The sequence below is a fragment of the Isoptericola sp. NPDC019482 genome (genome assembly GCF_040632295.1).
GTDB lineage: Bacteria > Actinomycetota > Actinomycetes > Actinomycetales > Cellulomonadaceae > Isoptericola.
In genome coordinates this window covers 89,798-113,006 of record NZ_JBEYBQ010000007.1, presented here as the reverse complement: position 1 = coordinate 113,006, position 23,209 = coordinate 89,798, and the positions used below count along the sequence as shown (strand labels likewise).

20 protein-coding genes are annotated in these 23,209 nt (G+C 73.9%); 14 read left to right on the top strand and 6 right to left on the bottom strand.

The window, feature by feature from the left end; all coding sequences use genetic code 11:
* Positions 1 to 80: 80 nt before the first annotated feature.
* A complete protein-coding gene (locus ABZ493_RS07595) occupies positions 81 to 1,463 on the bottom strand; it encodes a cellulase family glycosylhydrolase (RefSeq protein WP_430581569.1) in 1,383 nt (460 codons plus the stop codon).
* A 247-nt stretch (positions 1,464 to 1,710) separates the two neighbouring features.
* Here ABZ493_RS07595 and ABZ493_RS07590 point away from each other — a divergent pair, with 247 nt between their 5' ends.
* From ABZ493_RS07590 to ABZ493_RS07560, 7 genes are read left to right on the top strand one after another with little or no spacing between them, the layout of a single operon-like run.
* On the top strand, positions 1,711 to 3,075 hold the full coding sequence (locus tag ABZ493_RS07590; protein WP_430581568.1) for an amidohydrolase family protein: 1,365 nt from the start codon (positions 1,711 to 1,713) through the stop codon (positions 3,073 to 3,075).
* A 4-nt stretch (positions 3,076 to 3,079) separates the two neighbouring features.
* Positions 3,080 to 3,871 carry an ABC transporter ATP-binding protein gene (locus tag ABZ493_RS07585; RefSeq protein WP_430581567.1) on the top strand — a complete coding sequence of 264 codons (792 nt, stop codon included), beginning with the start codon at positions 3,080 to 3,082 and terminating at the stop codon, positions 3,869 to 3,871.
* Complete coding sequence (locus ABZ493_RS07580) at positions 3,868 to 4,824, top strand: ABC transporter permease (RefSeq protein ID WP_430581566.1); 957 nt, start codon at positions 3,868 to 3,870, stop codon at positions 4,822 to 4,824. Before ABZ493_RS07585 ends, ABZ493_RS07580 begins: the two co-directional genes overlap by 4 nt.
* A 45-nt stretch (positions 4,825 to 4,869) precedes the next feature.
* Positions 4,870 to 6,081: a hypothetical protein gene (locus tag ABZ493_RS07575; protein WP_430581565.1), complete on the top strand. Its 1,212-nt coding sequence runs from the start codon at positions 4,870 to 4,872 to the stop codon at positions 6,079 to 6,081.
* A gap of 9 nt (positions 6,082 to 6,090) precedes the next feature.
* Positions 6,091 to 7,449 carry an FAD-binding oxidoreductase gene (locus ABZ493_RS07570; RefSeq protein ID WP_430581564.1) on the top strand — a complete coding sequence of 453 codons (1,359 nt, stop codon included), beginning with the start codon at positions 6,091 to 6,093 and terminating at the stop codon, positions 7,447 to 7,449.
* Positions 7,449 to 8,264, top strand: a complete 816-nt coding sequence (locus ABZ493_RS07565) for a creatininase family protein (RefSeq protein ID WP_430581563.1) — start codon at positions 7,449 to 7,451, stop codon at positions 8,262 to 8,264. Before ABZ493_RS07570 ends, ABZ493_RS07565 begins: the two co-directional genes overlap by 1 nt.
* Positions 8,261 to 9,622: an amidohydrolase family protein gene (locus ABZ493_RS07560; RefSeq protein ID WP_430581562.1), complete on the top strand. Its 1,362-nt coding sequence runs from the start codon at positions 8,261 to 8,263 to the stop codon at positions 9,620 to 9,622. Before ABZ493_RS07565 ends, ABZ493_RS07560 begins: the two co-directional genes overlap by 4 nt.
* Here ABZ493_RS07560 and ABZ493_RS07555 read toward each other — a convergent pair.
* On the bottom strand, positions 9,591 to 10,187 hold the full coding sequence (locus ABZ493_RS07555; RefSeq protein ID WP_430581561.1) for an XRE family transcriptional regulator: 597 nt from the start codon (positions 10,185 to 10,187) through the stop codon (positions 9,591 to 9,593). The two genes, ABZ493_RS07560 and ABZ493_RS07555, sit on opposite strands and share 32 nt — an antisense overlap.
* Before the next feature lie 6 nt (positions 10,188 to 10,193).
* Between ABZ493_RS07555 and ABZ493_RS07550 the strand changes: the two genes are divergently transcribed.
* The 3 genes from ABZ493_RS07550 to ABZ493_RS07540 are packed head-to-tail and all read left to right on the top strand — an operon-like array spanning position 10,194 to position 13,727.
* A complete protein-coding gene (locus ABZ493_RS07550) occupies positions 10,194 to 10,853 on the top strand; it encodes a flavin reductase family protein (RefSeq protein WP_430581560.1) in 660 nt (219 codons plus the stop codon).
* Complete coding sequence (locus ABZ493_RS07545) at positions 10,850 to 12,211, top strand: FAD-binding oxidoreductase (protein WP_430581559.1); 1,362 nt, start codon at positions 10,850 to 10,852, stop codon at positions 12,209 to 12,211. The genes ABZ493_RS07550 and ABZ493_RS07545 overlap by 4 nt, the downstream gene beginning before the upstream one ends.
* A 52-nt stretch (positions 12,212 to 12,263) precedes the next feature.
* Complete coding sequence (locus tag ABZ493_RS07540) at positions 12,264 to 13,727, top strand: amidohydrolase family protein (protein ID WP_430581558.1); 1,464 nt, start codon at positions 12,264 to 12,266, stop codon at positions 13,725 to 13,727.
* Here the strand turns inward: ABZ493_RS07540 and ABZ493_RS07535 are convergent.
* Complete coding sequence (locus ABZ493_RS07535; protein WP_430581557.1) at positions 13,724 to 14,386, bottom strand: GntR family transcriptional regulator; 663 nt, start codon at positions 14,384 to 14,386, stop codon at positions 13,724 to 13,726. The two genes, ABZ493_RS07540 and ABZ493_RS07535, sit on opposite strands and share 4 nt — an antisense overlap.
* Positions 14,387 to 14,419: 33 nt before the next feature.
* Positions 14,420 to 15,406, bottom strand: coding sequence for a 2-oxoglutarate and iron-dependent oxygenase domain-containing protein (locus ABZ493_RS07530; protein ID WP_430581556.1), 987 nt, complete (start codon positions 15,404 to 15,406; stop codon positions 14,420 to 14,422).
* 200 nt (positions 15,407 to 15,606) lie between these two features.
* Here ABZ493_RS07530 and ABZ493_RS07525 point away from each other — a divergent pair, with 200 nt between their 5' ends.
* The gene (locus ABZ493_RS07525) at positions 15,607 to 16,776 is read left to right on the top strand and encodes a hypothetical protein (protein WP_430581555.1); all 1,170 of its coding nucleotides are present in this window, start codon (positions 15,607 to 15,609) and stop codon (positions 16,774 to 16,776) included.
* Between the two features lie 57 nt (positions 16,777 to 16,833).
* On the opposite strand, the gene ABZ493_RS07520 is transcribed toward ABZ493_RS07525, so the two are convergent.
* The gene (locus ABZ493_RS07520) at positions 16,834 to 17,379 is read right to left on the bottom strand and encodes a helix-turn-helix transcriptional regulator (protein ID WP_430581554.1); all 546 of its coding nucleotides are present in this window, start codon (positions 17,377 to 17,379) and stop codon (positions 16,834 to 16,836) included.
* A 164-nt stretch (positions 17,380 to 17,543) separates the two neighbouring features.
* Here ABZ493_RS07520 and ABZ493_RS07515 point away from each other — a divergent pair, with 164 nt between their 5' ends.
* Genes ABZ493_RS07515 through ABZ493_RS07505 form a run of 3 tightly spaced genes read left to right on the top strand, consistent with a single transcriptional unit; the run spans position 17,544 to position 21,053 of the window.
* Complete coding sequence (locus ABZ493_RS07515) at positions 17,544 to 18,701, top strand: ABC transporter substrate-binding protein (RefSeq protein ID WP_430581553.1); 1,158 nt, start codon at positions 17,544 to 17,546, stop codon at positions 18,699 to 18,701.
* Positions 18,702 to 18,730: 29 nt separating this feature from the next.
* Positions 18,731 to 20,113: an FAD-binding protein gene (locus ABZ493_RS07510; protein WP_430581552.1), complete on the top strand. Its 1,383-nt coding sequence runs from the start codon at positions 18,731 to 18,733 to the stop codon at positions 20,111 to 20,113.
* Entirely contained in the window at positions 20,106 to 21,053 is a 948-nt protein-coding gene (locus ABZ493_RS07505; protein WP_430581551.1) for a PDR/VanB family oxidoreductase, read from the top strand. The genes ABZ493_RS07510 and ABZ493_RS07505 overlap by 8 nt, the downstream gene beginning before the upstream one ends.
* Positions 21,054 to 21,156: 103 nt before the next feature.
* Here ABZ493_RS07505 and acs read toward each other — a convergent pair whose 3' ends face one another.
* Positions 21,157 to 23,172 (bottom strand): acetate--CoA ligase, encoded by a 2,016-nt coding sequence (gene acs / locus ABZ493_RS07500; RefSeq protein WP_430581550.1) that lies wholly within the window; start codon positions 23,170 to 23,172, stop codon positions 21,157 to 21,159.
* Between the last annotated feature and the right edge of the window lie 37 nt (positions 23,173 to 23,209).

The window sequence follows — 23,209 nt, the reverse complement described above, 5'->3', positions numbered from 1 at the left end:
TCCGCGAGGTAGTGGACTGGACCACTACCTCGCGGAGACCCGGACTACCTCGCGGAGACCCGGACTACCTCGGCGGGTGGTCAGCCCGCGGTGCAGGTGGCGGTCGGGGCCGCGGACGGCGCGCTGCCCGTCCCGATGAACCCGGCCGTGGTGGAGGCGCCCGCGGCGAGGATGCCGTTCCACGCGGCGGGGGTCACGTGCACGCCGTCGGCGTCCGACGTCGCCTCGCCGCCCCAGACCTGGGAGATCGTGCTGCCGGCGGGCAGGGCGAACGTGACGCCCCAGCCGTCGACGGCGGCGTCGCCGGCGGTCACGGCCACCTCGCCCTGCCAGCCGCCCGGCCACGAGTTGGTCACCCGCACCACGGCGGTGCACGCGTCGTCGGTGGGCGGGTCCGTCGGCGGGTCGGTCGGCGGGTCCGTGGGCGGGTCGGTCGGCTCGGTGCCGCCGCCGAACCACGACGCCTCGACGGCGGTCTCGCGCAGGCCGTCCGGCCCGTCGATGATCCGGGTGCCCCATGCGCTGGGGTCGGCGGCGTCGAAGCCGAGCACCATGTCGAGGTAGGGGTCGGTGTTGCCGCTCCACGACCAGGCGAGCCAGCCCAGGTCGAGGCGTTCCGCCTCCGACAGCACCCAGTCCTCGTCGACGTCGCCGGAGGTCTGCTGCCAGCCGAACTCGCCGACGATGATCGGCAGCCCGGCGTTCACGAAGAACTCGAGGTAGTCCGTCACCGTCTGGTGCTGGTTGTACACGCTGTACATGTGGATGGAGAAGACCGTGTTGGCGTCGGGGTCGGACGCGAAGACGTCGGCGGCCGCGGGCCGCATGTAGTTCTTCCAGTCCTGTCCCCAGTTGGGCGCGTCGACGACGATCGCGTGCTCGTACCCGATGTCGCGCAGCCGCACGATGGCGTCGGAGGTCGCGCTGCCCCAGGTCTCGTTGGTGGCGTCGTCGTTGCCCATCGGCTCGTTGCCGATGTTCACCATGACGAAGTCCTCGGTGCCGGCGAGCGTCGGGTAGAGGTCCTCCCAGTAGTCGACGGCCTGGTCGAGGGTGGCGGCGGCGGGCGCGGACGTGTCGCCGTACCCGGTGGTGTCGTGCACCTCGAGGATGCAGACCAGCTGGTTCTCCTCGCACAGGTCGACGACGTTCGCCACGTCCTCGGGGGTGTTCCGCGTCCACTGGTCGCCGCTGGACAGGACGACGCGCACGCTGTTGGCCCCCGCGGCCTTGATGTCCGCGAACGAGCCGGTCTGGTGGGTGTACCAGGTGTGCGCGTGGTTGACCCCGCGGAGCACGAGGTCGGTGCCGTCGGCCTCGACGATGCGGCCGTCGGCGACATGGATGCCCGGCGGGCTCGCCACGGAGGCGGCAGTGACGGGGGCGGCGACGGCCGCGGTCGCGACGAGCGCGGTGACGACGGCGGCGGTACGGAGGCGTCGGGTACTTCGCTGGGGCTGCATCGAGACGTCCTTGTCTCCCGGAGGGGCGGGACGCCGACAGCCTGCCCGCGGACGAGGGCGACCGGATCCCGATGAAACGATTCGGGAGCGGCGTGCCCTTGCAGGTGCGGTGTCCGGGAGCGGCGGTGGTGACGTTCACACGTCCGCGCCGCACCCGACACGCGGCGGTAACAGCCCGCCCCTAGCGTTCGGGATGTTCCTCTGATCAACATTCTGCTTCCGTCGACGCTCGGTGAGAGGAGACGTCGTGCAGCACGACGCCACAGCCGCCGCCACGCTTCCCGTCGGTCCGCCCGACGGCGCCGTGAGCCTGGCCGGGACGGAGGTCGCAGCTCTGTGGAGCGTGCGGCAGCCCGACGGGACGCTCGTCGACGTGTCGTTCGTCGGCGGTCGGGTCGCCGCGCTGTCCCCGACCGCGTCGCGACCGCCGGGCGTGGTCGCGGGGCCGGGCCTGGACGCCCGCGGCTGGCGCGCGCTGCCCGCGGCCTGTGAGCCGCACGCGCACCTCGACAAGGCGTTCACCGCCGCACGGTTCCCCGCGGAGCGCGGGGCGGACCTCGAGGGCGCCGTCGCCCGCTGGCGCGCGCTCGCGCCGCGGGTCGACCGCGCCGACGTCCTGGGCCGGGCGCGGAGCGCCGTCGAGCGGTACGCGAGCAGGGGTACCACGACGATCCGCACCCATGTGGACGCGCCCGCCGAGGGCGACCCGCTGCGCATGCTCGACGCACTCCTCGCGCTCCGGGACGAGCTGGCCGGGTCGGTGACCGTGCAGGTCTGCCTCCTCGCAGGCTGGCACACGCCGACCGCCGTCCTCGTCGAGGCCGCCGCCCGCGGTGCCGACGTGCTCGGCGGGTGCCCGCACCTCGCGCCCGACCCGCACGGCGAGGTGACGCGCGTGCTCGACGTCGCGGAGCGCACGGGCCTGCCCGTCGACCTGCACGTCGACGAACAGACGTCGCTGGCGTCGGGCGGGGCGCTCGACATCGAGGACCTCGCCCGGCAGGTCCTGGCCCGGGGGCTGACCCAGCGGGTCACCGCGAGCCACGCCGTCCGCCTCGGGTCCCTGCCGCCCGACCGGCTCGGTCCCGTCGTCGAGCTCGTGGCACGCGCCGGTCTCGGGGTCGTGACGCTGCCGATCACCAATCTCTACCTGCAGGGTCGCGACGCCACGCATCTTGCCCCGCGTGGTCTCACCGCGGTGCGCGCGCTGCTGGACGCCGGGGTGCCCGTGGCCGCCGGGGCGGACAACGTGCGTGACCCGTTCAACCCGGTCGGCAGCTGCGACCCGTTCGAGACGACCGCGCTCCTCATGACCGCGGCCCACCTCTCGGAGCGGGAGGCGCTCGACGCCGTCACGACGACACCGCGCACCGTGCTCGGGATGCCGCCGGCGGGCCTCGCCCTCGGGGACCGGGCAGACCTGGTCCTGGTGCCGGACGTACCCCTCGGCGACGTGCTCGCGGGAGCGGAGCCGGCGCGCGTCGTCGTCGCGGGCGGCCGCGTGGTCGCCGACACGCGCGTCCGTCGCGACCTCGCGCTCGGCGTCGCCCACCGCGCCGCCGGGCCCTCGACCCGCAAGACCGTTCCCGTACCCGACCAGCTCGTGAGGTGACCCGATGAGCGCAGCGACCACGACCAGCACGAGCACGACGAGCACGACCCCACGGCCCGCGTCCCTGACGCGCACGCTCGTGCTCGACGACGTGACCAAGGCTTTCCCGACCGGGACCGTCGCGCTCGAAGGGGTGAGCCTCGCTGTCGCGGGCGGCGAGTTCGTCTCCGTCGTGGGCCCTTCAGGATGCGGCAAGTCCACCCTGCTCCGGCTCGCGTCGGGGCTCGACGACGCGACGAGCGGCGAGGTCGAGGTCAACGCCACCTCGACGTCGTACGTCTTCCAGGAACCGACGCTCCTGGAGTGGCGCAGCGCGCTGCGCAACGTCGAGCTGGTCGGTGAGCTGCGGGGCGTCCCGAAGCTGGAGCGGCGTCGCCGGGCGCGCGAGGCGCTCGACCTCGTCGGGCTGACCGGCTTCGAGAAGCAGCACCCGCGCCAGCTCTCGGGGGGCATGCGGATGCGCGTCTCGATCGCCCGCGCCCTCGTCGCCGAGCCCGACCTCGCGTTGTTCGACGAGCCCTTCGGCGCGCTCGACGAGATCACCCGCCTCCGCATGCAGACGGAGCTGCAGAGCCTCTTCGCGCTCAAGGGCTTCGCCGGGCTGTTCATCACCCACTCGGTCTCCGAGGCGGTCTACCTCTCCACCCGCGTGGTGGTCATGAGCGGTCGCCCCGGCCGGGTGGTGGCCGACCTCCCTGTGCCCTGGTCGTACCCGCGGCCTCCCGAGCTGCGCTACGAGCCCGAGTTCGGCGCGCTCACCGGCGAGGTCTCCGCGGCGCTCGGGGAGCACTCGTGACCAGCCCCGCCGTCAACCAGGCCGCCACGCCCGCCGCACCCACCCAGAACCGGACCGTCCCGCAGGAGGCCATCGTGACGTCGACAGCGACACCCCGTGCGACCGCGCCGGCGCCCCCGTCCGCGACGGCGGCGGCGCGGACGGCGCCCGCCCGTCCCGGTGGACGAGGACGGGCGGCCGCTGCCACGGTCGGTCCGCTCGTCGCCGCCGTCGCCGGCATCGTCGGCGTCTGGTACGTCGTGACGTACCTCGTGCTCAGCCCCGAGCGCCGCTTCCTGCTGCCGCCGCTGCACCAGGTGCTCGGCACCACGCTGGGCAACCCGAACGTCATGGGCCCGATGCTCGACGCGCTGTGGCAGACCGTCGGCGTGGCTCTGTGCGGGCTGGCGATCGCCGTGGTGATCGGCATCGGGTACGCCGTGGTCATGGTCCAGACCGGCTGGCTGGAGCGCATGCTCTACCCCTACGCGGTGATCCTCCAGACCATCCCGATCCTGGCGCTCACGCCGCTGATCGGGATCTGGATGGGCTACGGGTTCGGCGCCCGCATCGTGGTCTGCGTGATCATCGCCCTGTTCCCGATGATCGCGAACACCCTGTTCGGGCTGCAGTCCGCGAGCGCCGCCGCCCACGACCTGTTCACGCTGAACCGGGCCACGCGCTCACAGCGGCTCGCCAAGCTGCAGTTCCCCGCGGCGCTCCCGTCGATCTTCACGGGCCTGCGCAACGCCGCCGGCCTCAGCGTCATCGGCGCCATCGTCGGTGACTTCTTCTTCCAGCAGGGGTCGCCGGGGATCGGCGGCCTCCTGCGCACCTACACCTTGCGGCTCAACATGGACGCCCTGTTCATGGCCATCATCCTCACCGCGCTGTTCGGGGTCGTCGTCTTCTCCGTCTTCGCGGCGCTCGACCGGGCCGTGATCGGCCGCTGGTACGGCCGCGGCGCAGCCTGACCGTCCCGCCCCAGCTCCCCCCACCCCTCACCCCCAGGAGCCCTCATGCCCTTGTCCCGCCCCGGACGTCGTCCTGGCCGTCGGACCGTCCGCCCCGTCCTCGCCGCGCTGACCGCCGTTCCGTTGCTCGCTCTCACCGCGTGCAGCGGCGCCGACCCCGCGCCCGCGGGCGCCGTCGCCGACATCGACCTCCCGGCCGCCGAGGCGGACGGGCCGCTCGACCTGTCCGGGGTCTGCCCGGCGACCGTCGTGCTGCAGCAGGACTGGCAGCCGGAGGCCGAGCACGGCGCGATGTACTCGCTGGTCGGGGCCGACCGGACGGTGGACGCCGAGGCGAAGTCCGTCACCGGGTCGCTCGTGGCGCAGGGCGTCGACACGGGGGTCGACGTCGAGGTGCGGCCCGGCGGGCCGAACGTGAACTTCCAGCCCGTGCCGTCGCTGATGTACCTCGACGATTCGATCCTGCTGGGTGCTGTGACGAGCGACGCGCAGATCACCGCGCTGGCCGACAACCCGGTGGTCACCGTGGCCTCCCAGCTCACCACCAGCCCGCAGATCGTCATGTGGGACCCGGCGAGCCACGGCGGCGCCACGACGATCGAGGAGGCCGCGGCGGGCGGCGACCCGCTCGTGTCGTCCGGGGACGTGTTCCCGCGGCTCCTCGCCGCCCAGGGACTCATCGACGACGCGCAGATCGACCTCAGCTACGAGGGCACGCCGCAGCGCTTCGTCTCCGACCCGAGCATCCTGCAGCAGGGGTTCGCCACCGCGGAGCCGTACATCTACGAGGAGGAGATCCCGCAGTGGGGGAAGCCGGTCGGCTCCCAGCTGCTCGCCGACGTCGGGTACTCGGTGTACCCGGAGGCCCTCACCGTGCGGGCGGACAAGCTCGAGGAGCACGCCGAGTGCCTCGCCAGGCTCGTGCCGATCCTGCAGCAGGCGCAGATCGACTACCTCGAGGACCCGGAGGCCACGAACGACCTGATCGTCGACCTCGTGGACCAGTACCAGACCGGCTGGACGTACTCCCAGGGCGTGGCGGACTTCTCGGTGCGGACGATGCGCGACCTCGACCTCGTGACGGACGACCCGACGTCCGGCGTGTTCGGGCAGATCGACCCGGCGCGGATGGCGGAGATCGTCGACACCTTCGCCCCCATCCTCGTGGACGCCGGGCAGATCGAGTCCGCGGACGTCGACCCCGAGTCGCTGTACACCAACGAGTTCATCGACGACACCATCTCGATGGGCAGCTGAGGAGCAGACATGACCAGCACCACCCTCACCACGTCCGAACGGGCCGGGCAGGTGGCCGGGGCGATCGACGCGCTGCTCGGACCCGGGCTCGTGACCACCGACCCCGAGCTGCTGCTCAAGGCCTCCTCCGACTGGTCGCGGATGTCGCCGATCCTGCAGGAGAAGGTGCCCGCCGGGCGCTACCTGCCGGACGCCGTCGTCCGTCCGCGCTCCGCGGCGGAGGTCGCCGAGGTGCTGCGGATCGCCTACGAGCACGACGTCCCGGTGACGCCCCGGGGATCGGGCACCGGCAACTACGGGCAGGCGACGCCCTTCGACGGCGGCCTCGTGCTGGACCTGCGGGGGCTCGACGAGATCCGCGTCAACGACTCCGGCTCGGTCACGGCGGGCGCCGGGGCCAAGATCACCGCGATCGACGCCGCGGCCCGGGCGGCCGGCCGGGACATCTGGATCTACCCGTCGACCAAGGGCTCCACGATCGGCGGCTTCGTGGGCGGCGGCTCGGCCGGCACCGGGACGATCGAGCGCGGTTCCACGTCCGACGGGTTCGTGCTCTCCCTGACGGTGGCGCCGATGGACGGCAGCGGCACGACGTTCACCGTGAGCGGCCCCGACGTCACGCCCTACGTGCACGTGTACGGCGTGACGGGGGTGGTGGTGGAGCTCGAGATCGCCACGGACCCGGCGCGGGACTGGGTGGCGGTGTACGCCGCCTTCGACGACTGGGAGGCGATGACGGGCGTGCACCGCTCGCTGCTCGACCTGCCGGTGCTGCCGCGGTTGGCGTCGGCCGACCCGCCCGCGCTGGTGCCGAGCCTGCCGGCCGCCGTGCCGCTCGACCCGGCACGGCACAGCCTGCGGGTCATCGCCGAGGCGTCCACCGTGGCGGAGGTCGAGGCCCGGGTGGTCGCCGCGGGCGGCACCGTCGTCGCGAGCCTCGCCGACTACGCCGAGACGGACAGGTTGTCGTCGATGTCGTACAACCACCCCGTGTACTTCCTGCAGAAGGCGCACCCGGAGCGCACGTGGTTCCACATGGAGACCGGCGGGCTCGCGCACTGGGAGCGCCCGGACGAGGTGCGCGCGGTCTACGACGGCGACGTGCACCTCCACCTGGAGCTGATGGGGAAGGCGCCGCTCGCGATGGTCGTCGCGGACTACGTGTCCGAGGACGAGGTCCTCGCCGGGATCCCGCGCCTCGAGTCGCTCGGCCTCGGCGTGCACTCGCCGCACCAGTGGTACGTCGACCGCCACGTCGACCTCGCCCGGCACGTCGCGCGGACCACCGACCCGAAGGGCCTGCTCAACCCGGGCAAGCTCGTGGACTCCCCGCCCGTCGACACCCGCGTCAACATCGGGGTGCGCTGATGTCCGCCCCGCGCTTCGCCGACCTCACCTGGCGGGAGGTCGAGGCGCTGCCCGTCGACACGGTCGCGGTGCTCCCGCTCGGCGCGATCGAGCAGCACGGGCCGCACCTGCCGGTGTCGACGGACCTCGTCACCGCCTCGGAGACGGCTGCTGCGGCGGTCGAGACCGTGGCCCGCTCCGGCGCGGCCTCGGTCGTGCTGCTGGAGCCGCTCGCGTACACGAAGTCGGACGAGCACGCCGGGTTCCCGGGCACGATCTGGCTGTCGTGGGACACGCTCATGCGGGTGCTGACCGACGTCGGGCGGTCGCTCGCCGCGTCGGGGATCACCCGGCTGGTCTTCGTGAACGGGCACGGCGGCAACTCGGCCCTCGGGCAGGTCGCGAACCGTGAGCTGCGGCGGCGCTTCGGGCTACGGACGTTCTTCGCGCACGTGGCGACGCCTCGCGACCAGGGCGGCGTCCCGACGTCCGGCGACGAGCACGGCCTCGGGGTGCACGGCGGGCACGCGGAGACATCGCTCATGCTGCACCTGCGGCCCGAGCTCGTGCACATGGACCTCGCGGAGCGCCGCGTGCCCGAAGGGCTGCTCGCGTATGAGCAGATCGGCTTCGGCCGCGCGACGTCGTTCGGCTGGCTGTCGAGCGACTTCGGTCCCGACGGTCACGTGGGCGACCCGACGACGGCGACCGCCCAGGCCGGCAAGGAGGCGTTCGAGCACGCCGTCGAGCAGCTGGCGCGCACGCTCGTCGAGGCGGCGCGGTTCACGACCCCCGCCGACGGTGCGACCGCGCTCGTCGCGCGGGACCGCGCATGACGACGCCCGGGCTGGTGGTGCGCGGCGCGCTCGCCGTGCGCACGGGGCCGGGCGCCGGAGCGGGCGGCGAGCCGGGCGGCGACGTCGTCGTGGGCCGGGACGGCCGGGTGCTGGCCACGGGCGACGCGGCCGCCGGCATCTCCGGCATCGCCGCCGGGGTGGAGGTGCTGGACGCGACGGGCTGCGTCGTGACGCCAGGCCTCGTGAACGCCCACCACCACCTGCTGCAGACGGCGTTCCGCACGCTGCCGGGCACCCGCGGGGTGCCGATGCGCGCTTGGCTGGGGCTCATGGGGGACGCGTACCGGCGGGCGGGGATCGACGCCGAGCTGGTCGGTGCGGCGGCCCGCGCCGGCCTGGCGGAGGCCCTGCTCAGCGGGGTCACGACAGTCGCCGACCATCACCTGACGTGGCCGGCGTCGCTCGCGCCCGCGGACACGGTGGACCTGGCCGTGGCGGCGGCCGCCGCGGCCGACGAGCTCGGGGCGCGCCTCGTGCTCGTGCGCGGCACCGCCGGCGACGACCCGGAGAGCGCGGCCGCCAGCGCCGACGCGGTCGCGGCCGCGCTGGTCGGCGGCGCGCCCGGCGGGGTGCGCGCGGACGGCCGAGTGCAGGTGGCCGTCGGTCCGGCCGGGGTGCACAGCGACGGCGAGGAGACCTTCCGGGCGTTGGGGGAGGTGGCGGCGCGACGCGGGCTGCGGCGGCGCACCCAGGCCAACGAGCAGGTCGACGTCGCGGCCGCGCGCGAGCGGTACGGGCGCCGGCCGCTGGACCTGCACGACGAGTGGGGCTGGCTCGCCCCCGACGTCACCGTCGCGCACCTGTGCGACGTCACCGACGGGGAGATCGAGCGGCTCGCGGCGGCGGGCGTGCACGCCACGCACGCGCCCGGCTGCGACGTGCCGATGGGCTGGGGCGTCGCGCCCGTGGCCCGGCTGCTCGCCGCGGGGATCGAGGTCGGACTCGGCACGAGCGGCGGCGGGTCGAACGACGCCGGGCACCTGCTCGCCGACGCGCGCCTCGCGATGCAGGTCTCGGCACTGGTGGGTCGTCAGCTCGCCGCCCGCGAGCTCCTGGACGCGGCGACGGCCGGCTCGGCGGCGGGCCTCGGCCGTGCCGAGCTCGGCCGGCTCGACCCCGGCTCGGCGGCCGACCTGTGCGTCTGGGACGTCGGCGGCGTCGCCGACGCCGGGGTCGCGGACCCGGTGGCGGGCCTGCTCTGGGCCTCCCCGGGGCGCCGGCCCCGCCACGTCGTGGTCGGCGGGCGGGTCGTGGTCCGGGACGGCCGGTTGGTGACCGCCGACGAGCGCGACGTCGCCCGGGGCCTCAGCCGGCGCCTGGAGCGAGTCGCTGCTTGACCACCAGCAGCCGGTAGGGCGCGCCCTCCGCGCTCGCCCAGCGGTGGCGGGTGCCGCCGCGGTAGAACGCGGAGTCGCCGGGCCCTACCCGGTCCACGGTGCCGTCGAGGTCGAGGAGCACGCTGCCCTCCACGACGTAGGCGAACTCGTCCTCGTCGTGCACCCAGTACGGGCCCAGGTCGCGCGAGGTGCCCGCGTACTCGAGCGGGTCGAACGGCCGCTCCCCGGCGGGGGCGAGGGCGCGGACCGTGCCGCCGCCGGCCGAGGCCGACGCGTCGTCCGTCCGGCGCAGCACCGATGTCGCGCCCGCGGACGGCGCGGTCGCCTCCGCGAGCAGGATCTGCTGCGTGGTGCCGAGCGTCGTCGCGACGCGGAAGAGCGACGACATGCTCAGCCGCGCCCGGCCGCGCTCGACCTGGCTGAGGAACGAGTGCGAGAGCCCTGTCGCGGCGGCGAGCTGGACGAGCGTCAGGCCCGCGGCGTGCCGCAGCGTCCGGATCCGCTGCCCCAGGCGGGTGACCGAACGATCGAGGGGATCGGTGGTCTCGTCGGTGCGCGCTTGCATGGCTCGATGCTAGGGGAGCGCGGACCCCGGCGACCTGCCGTCGTCGGCGTTCGCGGGCCCTCCGGAGCAGCCGTAACAGAACCCGCGCGCCGGGGTGATCGCGGCGAAACATCGTGCGCCCAGGATGGAGGCATGTTGATGACATCAACATCGCCTCCTGAGTCCGTCGCCGACGGGTTCCGCGACGCGATGGCAGGGTTGGCGAGCGGGGTGTGCGTGGTGACGACGTCGGTGGACGGCGTCCCGGCCGGGCTGACCACGACCGCGGTGATGAGCGTGAGCCTCGCGCCGCCGCTCGTCGCCGTCGGCGTGGGGCGCGCGAGCCGCACGCTCGAGCCACTGCGCACCGCGCGTCGGTTCGCCGTCCACGTGCTGCCGCACGACCGGGCGGACGTCGCGTCCGTGTTCGCCTCCAAGGCCGTGGACAAGTTCGCCGGGCTCGCGGTCCGGCCGGGCGAGGGCGGCGTCCCCCTGCTGGCCGACGCCGCGCGGCACGTCGTCGAGTGCGAGACGTGGGCGGAGGTCGAGGCGGGCGACCACGTGCTGCTCGTGGGCCGGGTGGTGCGCGTGCACGGGGCGGCGGCGCCCGACGGGCGCGCGCTGGTGCACTTCGACCGGGCGTTCCACGAGGTGGGGGCGCCCCGGGCGCCCGGGCGGCAGGGGTGACCGACCCTGTGCTCGCGCACGCGGGCCCCTCCGTGCCCCCCGGCGCGCTGAGGCCCCGCGACGCCGGCTACGAGCTCGCACGTCGGGAGCTCGCCGTCTCGGCGGTCGTACCCGGTGACCGGCCCGCGCTCGTGGTCCGGGCCCACGATGCCGCGGACGTCGCGTCGGCCGTGCGGTACGCGGCTCGGGAGGCCCTGCCGGTCACCGTGCGCTCCGGCGGGCACGGCACCGCCTTCACGGCCCTGGCGCACGGCGCCCTTGCCCTGGACGTCTCGGCCCTCGACGGCGTCGTCGTCGACCTTGCGGCGCGCACGGCGCGCGTCGGACCGGGCGTGACGTCGCTCGCGCTCGCGCAGGCGCTGGAAGGCACCGGGCTCGCCTTCCCGGTGGGGCACCAGGCGGGCGTGGGGCTCGGCGGCTTCCTCCTCGCCGGCGGGAACGGCTGGAACCAGGGCGCGTGGGGCAGCGCTTGCGAGTCGGTGCTCGACGCCGAGGTGGTGCTGGCAGACGGGTGCCGCGTGGTGCTCGACGCCGCCGCCGACCCCGAGGCGTTCGCCGTGCTGCGCGGCGCCGGCCCTGCCTTCCCGGGGGTGGTCACCTCCTTCCGGCTGCGCTTGTGGCCGGAGCCCGTGGTGCGGCGCCGGTCGGTACGGATGCAGGTTGCCGACGCGACGGGGCTCCGGGCCGCCGGGGAGTGGGCCGACGCGCTCGCCGCCGAGGTCGCCCCCGAGGTCGAGCTCACGCTGGTGCTCGCTCCCGCCCGAGAGGGCACCGGGGTCGTCGCCTCGGTCACGGCGTTCGGCCGCGACGACGCCCACACCGACGCGCTGCTGGAACCCGTCTCCGGCGGGCTGCCGGCCTCGACCCACGCCGTGGTGTCCAGCGCGACGACCTTCGCCGGGCTGCTGCGCGCCGAGCCCGAGCGGACCGGAGCGGGGTGCGTGGCGCAGCAGGCCTGGAGCCGCGCAGGCTACGCCGACGTCCTGCCCCGGCTCGCCCCGGGCCTCGCCGCCGCGCTGTCGGGGGCGTCGAGCGTGCTCGTGAGCTCGGCCTCCTACCGGCGGTCGGCCCCGCCCTCCCCGGACCCCCTGCACCGGCCGCTCGGCCCGCTGACCGTCGCCGCGTACGCGTGCTGGTCCCCGGGCGAGGACGACGACGCGAACCTCGCCTGGCCCACCCGGACCCTCGCGCCGCTCGCCGACGTGACGACCGGCCACTACATCGGCGAGTCCGACCTGCGCCGCACACCCGAGCGCCTTGCGCGGTGCTGGCCCGACGGTGGGATCGCGCGGGTCCGGGAGCTGCGGCGCCGGCTCGACCCCGCCGGCGTCTTCCGCCCGCCGCCCGGGCTGTACTGACGACGCGCCCCGGCTGCCCTCACCCCCGACCCGTACCCGCGAAGGGATCCCCGTGAACCACAGCACCCCGCCCGCCCTCACCGTCGTCGACGCCCTCGTGCTCCCCGGGGCGGACACGGGCCCCGACTGGTTCTTCGGCTGGCTGCAGGTCGGCGCCGACGGCCGCGTCCTCGGGCTCGGCCCGGGCGAGCCGCCGCCCGGCCACGAGGCAGCACCCGTGCTGGACGCCGGCGGGGCGATCGTCGCCCCCGGGTTCGTCTCGGCGCACTCGCACCTGTTCACGTCGGGCCTGCGGGGCATCGCGCCCGACGCGACGCTGTACCCCTGGGTCCGGTCGATGATGGAGCTGTTCCGGCACACCGAGGCCGAGGACATGTACTGGGCGACGCTGCACGGGTCGCTCGACTTCCTCGCCAACGGCGTGACCAGCGCGTACAACTTCCTGCAGTCGGGTGTCACCTGGCTGTACGACCCCGCTACCGCGCGCAACGTGCTGGGCCGGGTGCACCCCGACGCGTACACGACCCGGCAGATGGACGGGACCGTCGACGCCGGCCTCCGGGCGATCCATGCCATCCGGCTGGACGACGAGTCCGGCCCGGAGGACCAGGTGCTGGCGCGCTTCGCCCGCATGGTCGACGCCGCCCGCGCCCCCGAGCGTGACCGGCACGACCAGCACCTGGGCGTGTCCGTGATGGGCGCCGTCCAGTGGGCCGCCACGCCGCGCACCGCCGAGCTCGAGGCCCTCGTGATGCGCGAGCACGGCATCACCGACCAGGCGCACTTCGTCGAGACGGCCGAAGGCCTGGACACCCAGCGTGCCAAGTTCGCCTGGTACGAGGAGGCCGGTGCGCTCGGCCCCGACCTGCTCCTGGGGCACTTCGTGCACCCGACGGACACGATGGTCGACCGCGTCGCCGCGGCGGGCAGCCCCGTGGTCTGGCAGCCGACGTCCAACGGGCGCCTGGGGTCGGGCGTGGCGGACGTGGTGCGCTACCGCGACGCGGGCATCGCCGTCGGCGTCGGGCTGGACGACCAGTCGTGCACCGACATCTCCGACCCTTGGTCCAACATGCGTCTCGGCCTGTACTCCCAGCGCGCGCTGCACCGCGACGCCGCCGTGCTGTCCGCCCGCGACGTGCTGCGGATGCACACCCTCGGGTCCGCGGAGGTGCTCGGCGTGGCCGACCGGGTGGGGAGCCTCGAGGTCGGCAAGCACGCCGACTTCGTGGTCGTCGACCACCGTGCGCCGAGCACCGGACCCGTCTGGGACGTCGTCGCGACCTATGTGCTGGCGTGCGGGCTGCGCAACCTGCGCGCGACCTACGTGGGCGGACGGTGCGTCGCCCGCGACGGGCGAGCCACGACGCCGCTCGCCGACCGCGCCGACGCCGAGCTGGCCGAGCGCATCGAGCGCGCGGCCCACGCCGACGGACGCCGCCTCGCCGTCACCGCGGAGCAGCTCGTGTCCGCCCGTGCCCGGCGCTCGGGCGTGCGGGAGGCGTCGCCGGCCTAGCCGACCGCCGAGCGCCAGCGGTGCATCCGCACCGCGATGGCGGCGACGTGGGCGCTCGCCGCCTGGCGTGCGCCGTCGGCGTCCCCGGCGGCGACCGCGTCGGCGATACGACGGTGCTCGACCACCGCGACCCGCCGGTTGGACTCCTCGGCCCACATGCCCGACGTGTACAGGTGCGCCTGCGCGTCGAGGCGCCGCAGCGCGTCGGCGAGCGGCCGGTTCCCCGAGACCTCGCGCACCCGGGTGTGCAGCTCGACGTCGAGCCGGGCGTCGCGCAGCGGGTCCGCGGGCTCCTCGAGCAGGCCGGCCTGGCGCTCCACGAGCTCCACGATCCCCGCGACGTCGTCCGCCGACGCCCGGCGCGCGGCCTCCTGCGCGGCGAGCCCGTCCAAGGCCTCGCGGACGGCGAGCACGTCGCGCACGGCGCGCTCGTCGAGCTCGAGCACCCGGGCGCCGGCGTGCGGCACGTGCACCGCGAGGCCCTCGTGGATGAGGCGTTGGACCGACTCCCGCACGGGGCTGCGGCTCACGTCGAGCCGGGCGGCGAGGGCGGGGACGCTCAAGGGGGCGCCCGGTGGGAGCGCCCCCTCGAAGATCTGGTCGACGAGCGTGCGGTAGACGGACTCGGCGAGCAGGGAGCCGGACTCGGCGGTGGTCATGCGGCACTGTAACCGGGCCCGGCCCCCATGGGATCAGCCCTTGCGGTAGTTGGCGCGCACCCGCTCCTGCAGGTAGTCGTGCGCCGTGATCGGCGGGTAGGTGCCCTGCGGGGTCTCGATGACGACGTCCCGGTTCGCCTGCGCGAAGAACGGGATGGAGAAGCGCGACCCGGTGTAGTCACCTCGTCCCGGAAGCTTGACCCGGTGGAAGTTCGACAGCAGCTGGTCGTCGCTCCACCGCATGAGCATGTCCCCGATGTTGCACGTGATCGCTTCGTCGGAGGGCGTGACGGGCGTCCACTCCTGCGCCTCGGCATCGCGCCCGGGGCACACCTGGAGCCCACCCTGGCCGTCCCGCTGGAACAGCAGGGTCAGGCAGTCGAAGTCGGTGTGCGCGCCTGCTCGCCACACCCCGGGACGCTCCTTCTGGTCCGCGGGGAGGGGCAGGTAGTGGATCAGGCGCAGCGTCGACTGGTACTCGGCGGAGGCCGGGTCGTGCGCCCGGGCGAAGAAGTCGCGGTCGAAGCCCAGCTTGTCCGCGAAGCAGGACAGCACGCGCATCGCGAGGCCCCAGCACTGCGCCTCGAAGCCGAGCACGAAGTCCCGGAACCCGGGCAGCTCGTCGTCCGGCCACAGGTCGTCCATGCGCGGCCGGGTGACCTGGTACGACTCCTTCTGGTCCGGGGTGCCCACGGAGGGGCGGGTCTGCGAGAGCTTCTCCCACCCGGCGTTGGTACCGGACACGAGAGGGAAGCGGCCCTTGACCTCGTCGGGCAGCGAGAAGAAGCGGGCCGACTCGGCGAACGCGCGGTCCACCTGGTCCTGGGGGATGCCGTGCCCGACCAGCTGGAAGAAGCCGATCTCGGTGGCTGCCGTCCACAGCTGCTCGGTGATCTCGGACCGGCGCTCGTCGAAGTCCGACAGATCGATGCGGGGGATGGTGCGGTCGGCGTTCTCGGTGCCGACGCCCCCCATCCGCGACTCCTTCTGGAGCTCGGCGAGTGCGTACGTGTCCGTCATGGTGTTCTCCCTCGGCGGGTACGGTCCCTGGCGATGTCGCTGGACAGTGATGCCATGTAATGGCCCGCGTCACACCGCTGTCAACCGCGACGACGGTGTGCTGTGAAGAGTTAACGGAGCGGCAACATCGAGGTATTGCATGTAATACCTCCGATCGGGAGAGTGGTCGCGCCAGCATCCCTCCAGAGAGCGAGCCCGACATGGCCCTGTCCCGCACCCACCTCGTCCCCCTGGCCGCGGTCCTCGGCCTCGTCACCCTCTCGGGGTGCGGCGCCGGGGCCGCAGCGGACGCCGCGTCGTCCGGCGCGTCCGCTGCTCCCGCCCCCGCCGGCGGCGGCGCCCTCGCCGGCACCTGCCCGGACGAGGTGGTGGTCCAGCTGCAGTGGCAGCCGCAGTCCGACCAGGGCGCCGTCTTCGGCCTCCTCGGCGAGGGCTGGACCGTCGACACCGACCAGCACTCGGTCACCGGGCCGCTCGTGGCGGACGGCGAGGACACCGGGGTCGACCTGACGCTCCGGGCGGGCGGACCGGCGATCGGCTTCCAGTCGGTGCCGTCGCAGATGTACGTGGACGACGCGGTGACCGTGGGCCTCGTCCACGGCGACCAGCTCGTGGCCGCGGCGGCGGAGGCGCCCGTCGTCGGCGTCGCGCCGCTGCTCAGGTACAGCCCGGCGATCCTCATGTGGGACCCGGAGTCCCACCCCGAGATCGCGGGCGTCGACGACGTGCGGGCCTCGGGCGCCCCGGTCGTGGTGTCCGCCGACCAGATCTACCCGGCCTGGATGGTGGCGCACGACCTCCTCGACGCCGGCCAGGTCGACACGAGCTACGACGGCAACCCCGCCCGGTTCGTCGGCGACCCGACCGTCGTGCAGCAGGGGTTCGGCAACTCCGAGCCGTACACGTACGAGCACGAGGTGCCCGCGTGGGGGCGGTCCGTCGGGTTCGGCTACGTCAAGGACGTCGGGTACGACGTCTACGCGTCGAACGTCTCGGTCCGCGCCGACCGCCTGGAGGAGCTCGCCCCGTGCCTGGACGCGCTCGTGCCGATGATCCAGCAGGCCAACGCGGACTACGTGACCGCGCCGGAGGCGGTGAACGACGTCATCGTCGACGTCGTCGCGCAGGACCCGTCGTACTCGCCCTACTCGGCCGGGGAGGCGGCGTACAGCGCACAGACGCTGGTCGAGGAGGGGCTGATCGGCCCGGAGGACGACGGCTCCGTCAGCACGTACGACATGGAGCGCGTCGAGTCGTTCGTCACCGACCTGGTGGGCGTGCTCGAGGGTGAGGGGACCGACCTCGGCGACCCCGCGGCCGACACGCTGTTCACCGACCGGTTCACCGACCACGAGGTGACCGCGGACTGACGACGCAGGGGCCGGCCCGCCGGCGGCGGGCGAGGCCGGCCCGCGGCCGTCCACCGGTCAGCGGAGCGAGAACACGATCAGCGAGCACCCCGAGGCCGTGGCCCATCGGGTCTGCAGGTCACCCTGCAGCGACATGACGTCGTGGGGCCCCAGCGTCCACGTCCCCCGCCCGCGCACCTCGACGGTGAGGTCGCCGTCGGTGATGACGAGCGTGGTCTCGTCGTGCGAGTCGAACCAGTCGTCGACGTTCTGGTCGGCGTTGATCGTGTAGTCCAGCACCGAGGTCCGCGCCCCTGCGCCGGGAGTGATCAACCGGACCCGGGGTGCGGTCGGGCCCTCCGTGCTGGCGACCATGGTGCCCGCGTCGGCGCGCACGACGGTCACGCCCGTGGGTTCCTGTCCGGGGAGCAGGTCCGACACCCTCACCTCGAGCGCGTTCGCGATGCGGTAGAGGCTGTGCAGCGACGGGTTGGCCTGGCCCCGTTCGACCTTGCTGAGGAACGGCTGGCTCACGCCGGCGGCGGCGGCCAGCGCGACGAGCGTGAGTCCGCGGGCCTGGCGCGCGGTGCGCAGGAGCGCGCCGAGGTCCGCCTGGGCGGTCATCGGTCCCACCACCCGTGTCGCGGTCGCAACGCGATCGACCAGAACCCGCAAACGCTCCGTAACACGGTCACGCCAATATTCCTATCAGTTATATCGCCCCTGCCGTCCCGGATCCGGCACCGCTGTCCCGCCCGTCGTCCCGCCCACCGTACAAGGAGCCGTCCATGCGCAGCACCGTCATCCCCGCGGTCACGTCAGCCCTGGTGGCCGCGATCCTCGCCGGGTGTTCTTCCGCGACGCCGACGGGCGCGACGGCCGCCGACCTCGAGGTCGGGGAGACCGACCTGTCCGCGGTCTGCCCCGCCACCGTCGGCATCCAGACGAGCTGGACGCCGGGCACCGACAACGCCTACATCTACCGGCTCCTCGGTCCGGATCCGATGATCGACAGTGCCACCGGGACCGTGAGCGGGCCCCTCTACACGGAGGGGGAGTACGCCGGTGTCGACGTCGAGATCCGCGCCGGCGGGCCGGCGATCGGCTACCAGACCGTGCAGAGCCAGCTCTACACCGACGACGACATCCTGCTCGGCTTCGTGCCCACCGACAACCAGATCGCGACGTTCGCCGACCAGCCCGTCGTCTCCGTCATGGCGCCCTTGAACAAGAGCCCGCTGATGATCATGTGGGACCCGGCGACGTACCCCGACGTGCACTCCATCGCCGACCTCGGCCGCACCGACGCCGTCGTGCGCTACTACGGTGACGCGCCCTTCATGGCATACCTCGTCGAGAGCGGGCAGCTGCGCCGCGACCAGGTGGACGGCGGCTACGACGGTGCCCCGGCCAACTTCGTGGCGAGCGGCGGCGCCGACGCGCAGCAGGGCTTCGTCACCAGCGAGCCGTACCAGTACGAGCACGAGATCCCCGAGTGGTCGAAGCCCGTGGCCTATCAGATGGTCAGCGACGCAGGATACGAGTACTACGAGGGCACCCTCGCGGTGCGGGCCGACAGGCTCGACGCGCGCTCCGACTGCCTGAAGTCGCTGGTACCCGCCGTCCAGCGCGCGGAGGCCGAGTTCTTCGCCGATCCCGAGCCGACGCTGGACCTGATCGCGCGGGCCACGAACGAGACGTCGAGCGCCGTCCCGATCACGGTGGAGGCCGCGCGCGCCGGGATCGACGCCGCCGTCGCGGACGGCATCGTCGCCGACGGCCCCGACGGCGCGATCGGCAGCTTCGACCCGGCGCGCGTGGCGTCGACCCTCGACGTCGTCGCCCCGCTCTTCGAGGCGTCGGGCACCACCGTGGCCGACGGCCTCGTCGCGGAGGACCTGTACACGAACGACTTCATCGACCCCTCCGTCGGGCTCGCGCCGTGATTCCCCGCACCGAAGGAGAGGGCCTCACCATGGTTCAGAAGATTCCCGTCGTGGACGGCGACCGCGGGCCCACCCGTGCGCCGGACCGTGAGCAGCGCGTGGTCGCCCTGGAGGAACGCCTCGTCGAGCTCCTGGGGGCGGGTGCGGTGAGCGCCGAGCCCCGGGTACGGCAGCGCGCGAGCGTCGACGGCGCGATCATGTCCCCGATCCTCGCCGCCCGGCTCCCGCTGCCCCTGGCCGACCTGGTCGCGTTCCCCGAGGACGCCGTCTCGCTGGCCCGGGCCGTCGCCGCCGCGGTGCGGCTCCGGGTGCCCGTCACCGTGCGCGGCAAGGGCACCGGGAACTACGGCCAGGCGCTGCCGCTGCGCCAGGGCCTCGTGCTCGACACCACGCGGGCCCGCGCGATCACCGAGGTGGGTGACGGGTTCCTCACCGCCGAGGCGGGGACGCCGATGGTGCTGATGGAGCGGGCCGCCTGGGCCGCCGGGCAGCAGCTCCAGATGTACCCGTCCACGGTCCACTCCACGATCGCCGGCTTCCTGGGGGGCGGCAAGGGCGGCACCGGCTCGGTGGCGCACGGCTTCAATGACAGGGGGTTCGTGCGGGCCCTGGACGTGGTGCACGCCGACGGGAGCGACGAGATCGTCCACGTCACCGCGCCCGAGACGCTGCCGTACGTCCACACCTACGGCACCACCGGCGTGATCGTCCGGGCCACCGTGGCCCTCGAACCGCTGCAGCAGTGGCGCGCGGTCTACGCGAGCTTTCCGGACCTGCCGTCGGCGGCCGCCGTGCTGAGGCCGCTGTGCGACGTTGAGCCCGCGCCGCGGCTGGTCTCGTGCGACAACCCGGCCGTGTCGGCCGCCTTCCCGGAGGACACCGCCATGCCCGCGGGGCGCGCCAGCCTGCGCGTCGTCGTCGACGCCGCGACGCTCGACGGCGTGGTGGCGCTCGTCGAGGGCGGCGGCGGACGGATCGAGGACGTGCGGGAGGGGCTGAACGCCGTGCTGCACGCCTCGACCCTCAGCTACAACCACGCGGTCGAATGGGTGCAGAAGCGCTCGACGGTCCCGCTGTTCCACGTCGAGGTGGGCGGACCCGCCCTGCCGGAGAAGTGCGCCGCGGTCGAGTCGGTCTACCCCGGCGGGATGCTCCATCTCGAGGGCACCCGGTCGCGTCCGAACGGGTTGCTGGTGGCGCCGTTCCGCTCCGAGCGCGACGTGCGCGAGGGGTACGAGAGTCTGGCCGCGCTGGGCATCGGCCACCACGACGCCCACCAGTGGATGGTCGACACCCGGGTCGACGAGGCGATCGCGACAGCGGCACGCACCGACCCTCAGGGTCTGTTGAACCCCGGCAGGCTGCCCGTCGAGACGCGCCCGGGCGGCCGCGGGGCGGCTGGCCGTGGCTGAGACGCGGACGATCGACGTCGTGGTGACGCGCCGCCGATCCGCCGCCCAGGACGTGGTGCTCCTCGACCTCGCCCCGGCCGTCGGGACCCTGCCCCGGTGGGCGCCCGGCGCGCACGTCACGGTGGTGCTCGACGACGGGCGGGAGCGGCAGTACTCCCTGTGCTCCGACCCCGACGACGGGACGACGTGGCGCATCGGCGTGCTGCGCCAGCGGGAGGTCTCGGCGTGGTTGCACGAGAACGCCCGCGTCGGGTGCACGCTTCGGGTGCGAGGACCCGCGAACCACTTCCTGTTCGCGCCGAGCCCCGGCCGGCGGTACGTCTTCGTCGCCGGCGGGATCGGGATCACACCTCTCGTGCCGATGCTGGCTGCGGCCGCTGCGGCCGGGAACGAGTTCTCCCTGCTCTATCTGGGACGCTCGCGGGCCTCGATGGCGCTGGTCGAGGAGCTCGAGGAACGCTACCGGGGCCGGGTCGAGGTGTTCGCTGCGGACGAGGGCGTGCGCCTCGACCTCTCCGCGCGCTTCGCGGGGCAGCAGGCGCGGACCGTCGTGTACGGGTGCGGGCCGGCGCGGCTGCTCGACGGGCTGGGGGCCGCGCTCGACGACCGACCGCCCGGCAGCCTGCACGTCGAGCGCTTCGCGCCGAGGACCTTCGCCCCTCCGCGGTGGGCCGAGCGGTTCCGGCTCGAGCTGTTGATGTCTGCCGAGACGCTGACCGTCGAGCCGCACGAGTCCGTGCTCGACGTGCTGGAACGGCACGACGTTCCCGTCGTCTCGAGCTGCCGCGTCGGCACCTGCGGCACGTGCGAGGTGGCGGTCGTCGACGGGGAGGTCGAGCACCGGGACTCGGTGCTCTCGCCCGAGGAGCAGGCCGGCAACCGCTCCATGATGCCCTGTGTCTCCAGGGCGTGCGGCCCCGTCCTCACGCTCGACCTGTGACCACGGGGAGCGTTCCGTCGTCGGCGCCAGGCCCTGGATGCACAGCCGCGCCACCCCGGACGGCCGTCTCCGCACGAGAGACGGCCGCCCCGGGGTGGTGCCGTCAGTCCTCGTTGGCCGCCGACGGCTTGGCGAGGCCAGCGGAGATGAGGTCCATCACCGAGGAGTCGGCGAGCGTGGTCGCGTCGCCCACGGTGCGGTTCTCGGCGACGTCGCGCAGCAGGCGGCGCATGATCTTGCCGGACCGGGTCTTGGGCAGCTCCGGCACGACGAGGATGCGGCGCGGCTTGGCGATCGGGCCGATCTCCTTGGCGACGTGGTTGCGCAGCTCCTGCTGCACCTCCTCGGCACCCTCCGGCGTCGAGGCGCGGTCCGCGTGCTCGCCCCGCAGGATGACGAACGCGACGACCGCCTGGCCGGTGGTCTCGTCGGCGGCGCCGACGACGGCGGCCTCGGCCACGACGTCGTGCGAGACGAGGGCGGACTCGATCTCCGTGGTCGACAGGCGGTGGCCGGAGACGTTCATGACGTCGTCCACGCGGCCGAGCAGCCAGATGTCGCCGTCCTCGTCCTTCTTGGCGCCGTCGCCGGCGAAGTAGAGGCCCTCGAACCGCGACCAGTACGTGTCCTTGAAGCGCTGCAGGTCGCCCCAGATGCCGCGCAGCATGGACGGCCACGGCTCGGAGAGCACGAGGTAGCCGCCACCGCCGTCGGGCACGGAGTGCGCCTCGTCGTCGACGACGTCGGCCACGATGCCGGGCAGCGCGACCTGCGCCGAGCCGGGCTTCGTGGCGGTGACGCCGGGCAGCGGGCTGATCATGATGGCGCCCGTCTCGGTCTGCCACCAGGTGTCGACGATGGGGGCGGTGTCGCCGCCGATGACGCGCCGGTACCACATCCACGCCTCGGGGTTGATGGGCTCGCCCACCGAGCCGAGCACGCGCAGGCTCGACAGGTCGAAGCCGGCGGGGATGTCCTCGCCCCACTTCATGCAGGTGCGGATCGCCGTCGGCGCGGTGTAGAGGATCGAGACCTTGTACTTCTCGACGAGCTCCCACCAGCGGCCACGGTGCGGGGTGTCCGGCGTGCCCTCGTACAGCACCTGGGTGGCGCCGTTGGTCAGCGGCCCGTACACGACGTAGGTGTGGCCGGTGACCCAGCCGATGTCGGCGGTGCACCAGTAGACGTCGCTCTCCGCCTTGAGGTCGAAGACGTTCTTGTGGGTGTACGCCGCCTGCGTGAGGTAGCCGCCCGTGGTGTGCAGGATGCCCTTCGGCTTCCCCGTGGTGCCGGAGGTGTACAGGATGAACAGCGGGTGCTCCGCGTCCACCTCGACGGGCTCGTGGACCGGGCTGGCCTGCTCCAGGGCGTCGTGCCACCAGACGTCGCGGCCGTCGGTCCACGCGACGTCCTGCTCGGTGCGGCGCACGACGAGCACGTGCTCGACGGTCGTCGCGGGCTCGCCGTCCTTGGGAGCGAGCGCATCGTCGACGGCGGGCTTGAGGGCCGACGGCGCGCCGCGGCGGTAGCCGCCGTCGGCGGTGATCACGAGCTTGGCCTCGGCGTCGGCGATGCGGCTGCGCAGCGCGTCGGCGGAGAAGCCGCCGAAGACCACGGAGTGCGGGGCGCCGATGCGCGCGCACGCGAGCATCGCGACGACCGACTCGACGAGCATCGGCAGGTAGACGACGACGCGGTCGCCCTTGCTGACGCCCAGCGACGTGAGGGCGTTCGCGGCCCGGGAGACCTCGGCCTGCAGGTCCGCGTAGGTGACGGTGCGGGTGTCGCCCGGCTCGCCCTCGAAGTGGATGGCGACCCGGTCGCCGAGACCCGCCTCGACGTGCCGGTCCACCGCGTTGTACGCGGCGTTGAGCTTCCCGTCGGCGAACCACTTCGCCACCGGGGCCCCGGACCAGTCGAGGGTCTGGGTGAACGGCGTGGACCAGCTGACCAGCTCCCTCGCCTGGTCGGCCCAGAACCCGAGCCGGTCGGCCGCGGCCTCCTCGTACAGGGACGCCTGGGCGTTCGCCTGCGCCGCGAAGGCGGGGCTGGGCGGGAACGCTCGCGTCTCGTGCAGCAGGTTCTCGAGGCTGGGGGCGGTGGTCTCGTTCTCTGGCACGCTTACCTCCGGTGCGCATCGTCGCTGGTGCGGTCCC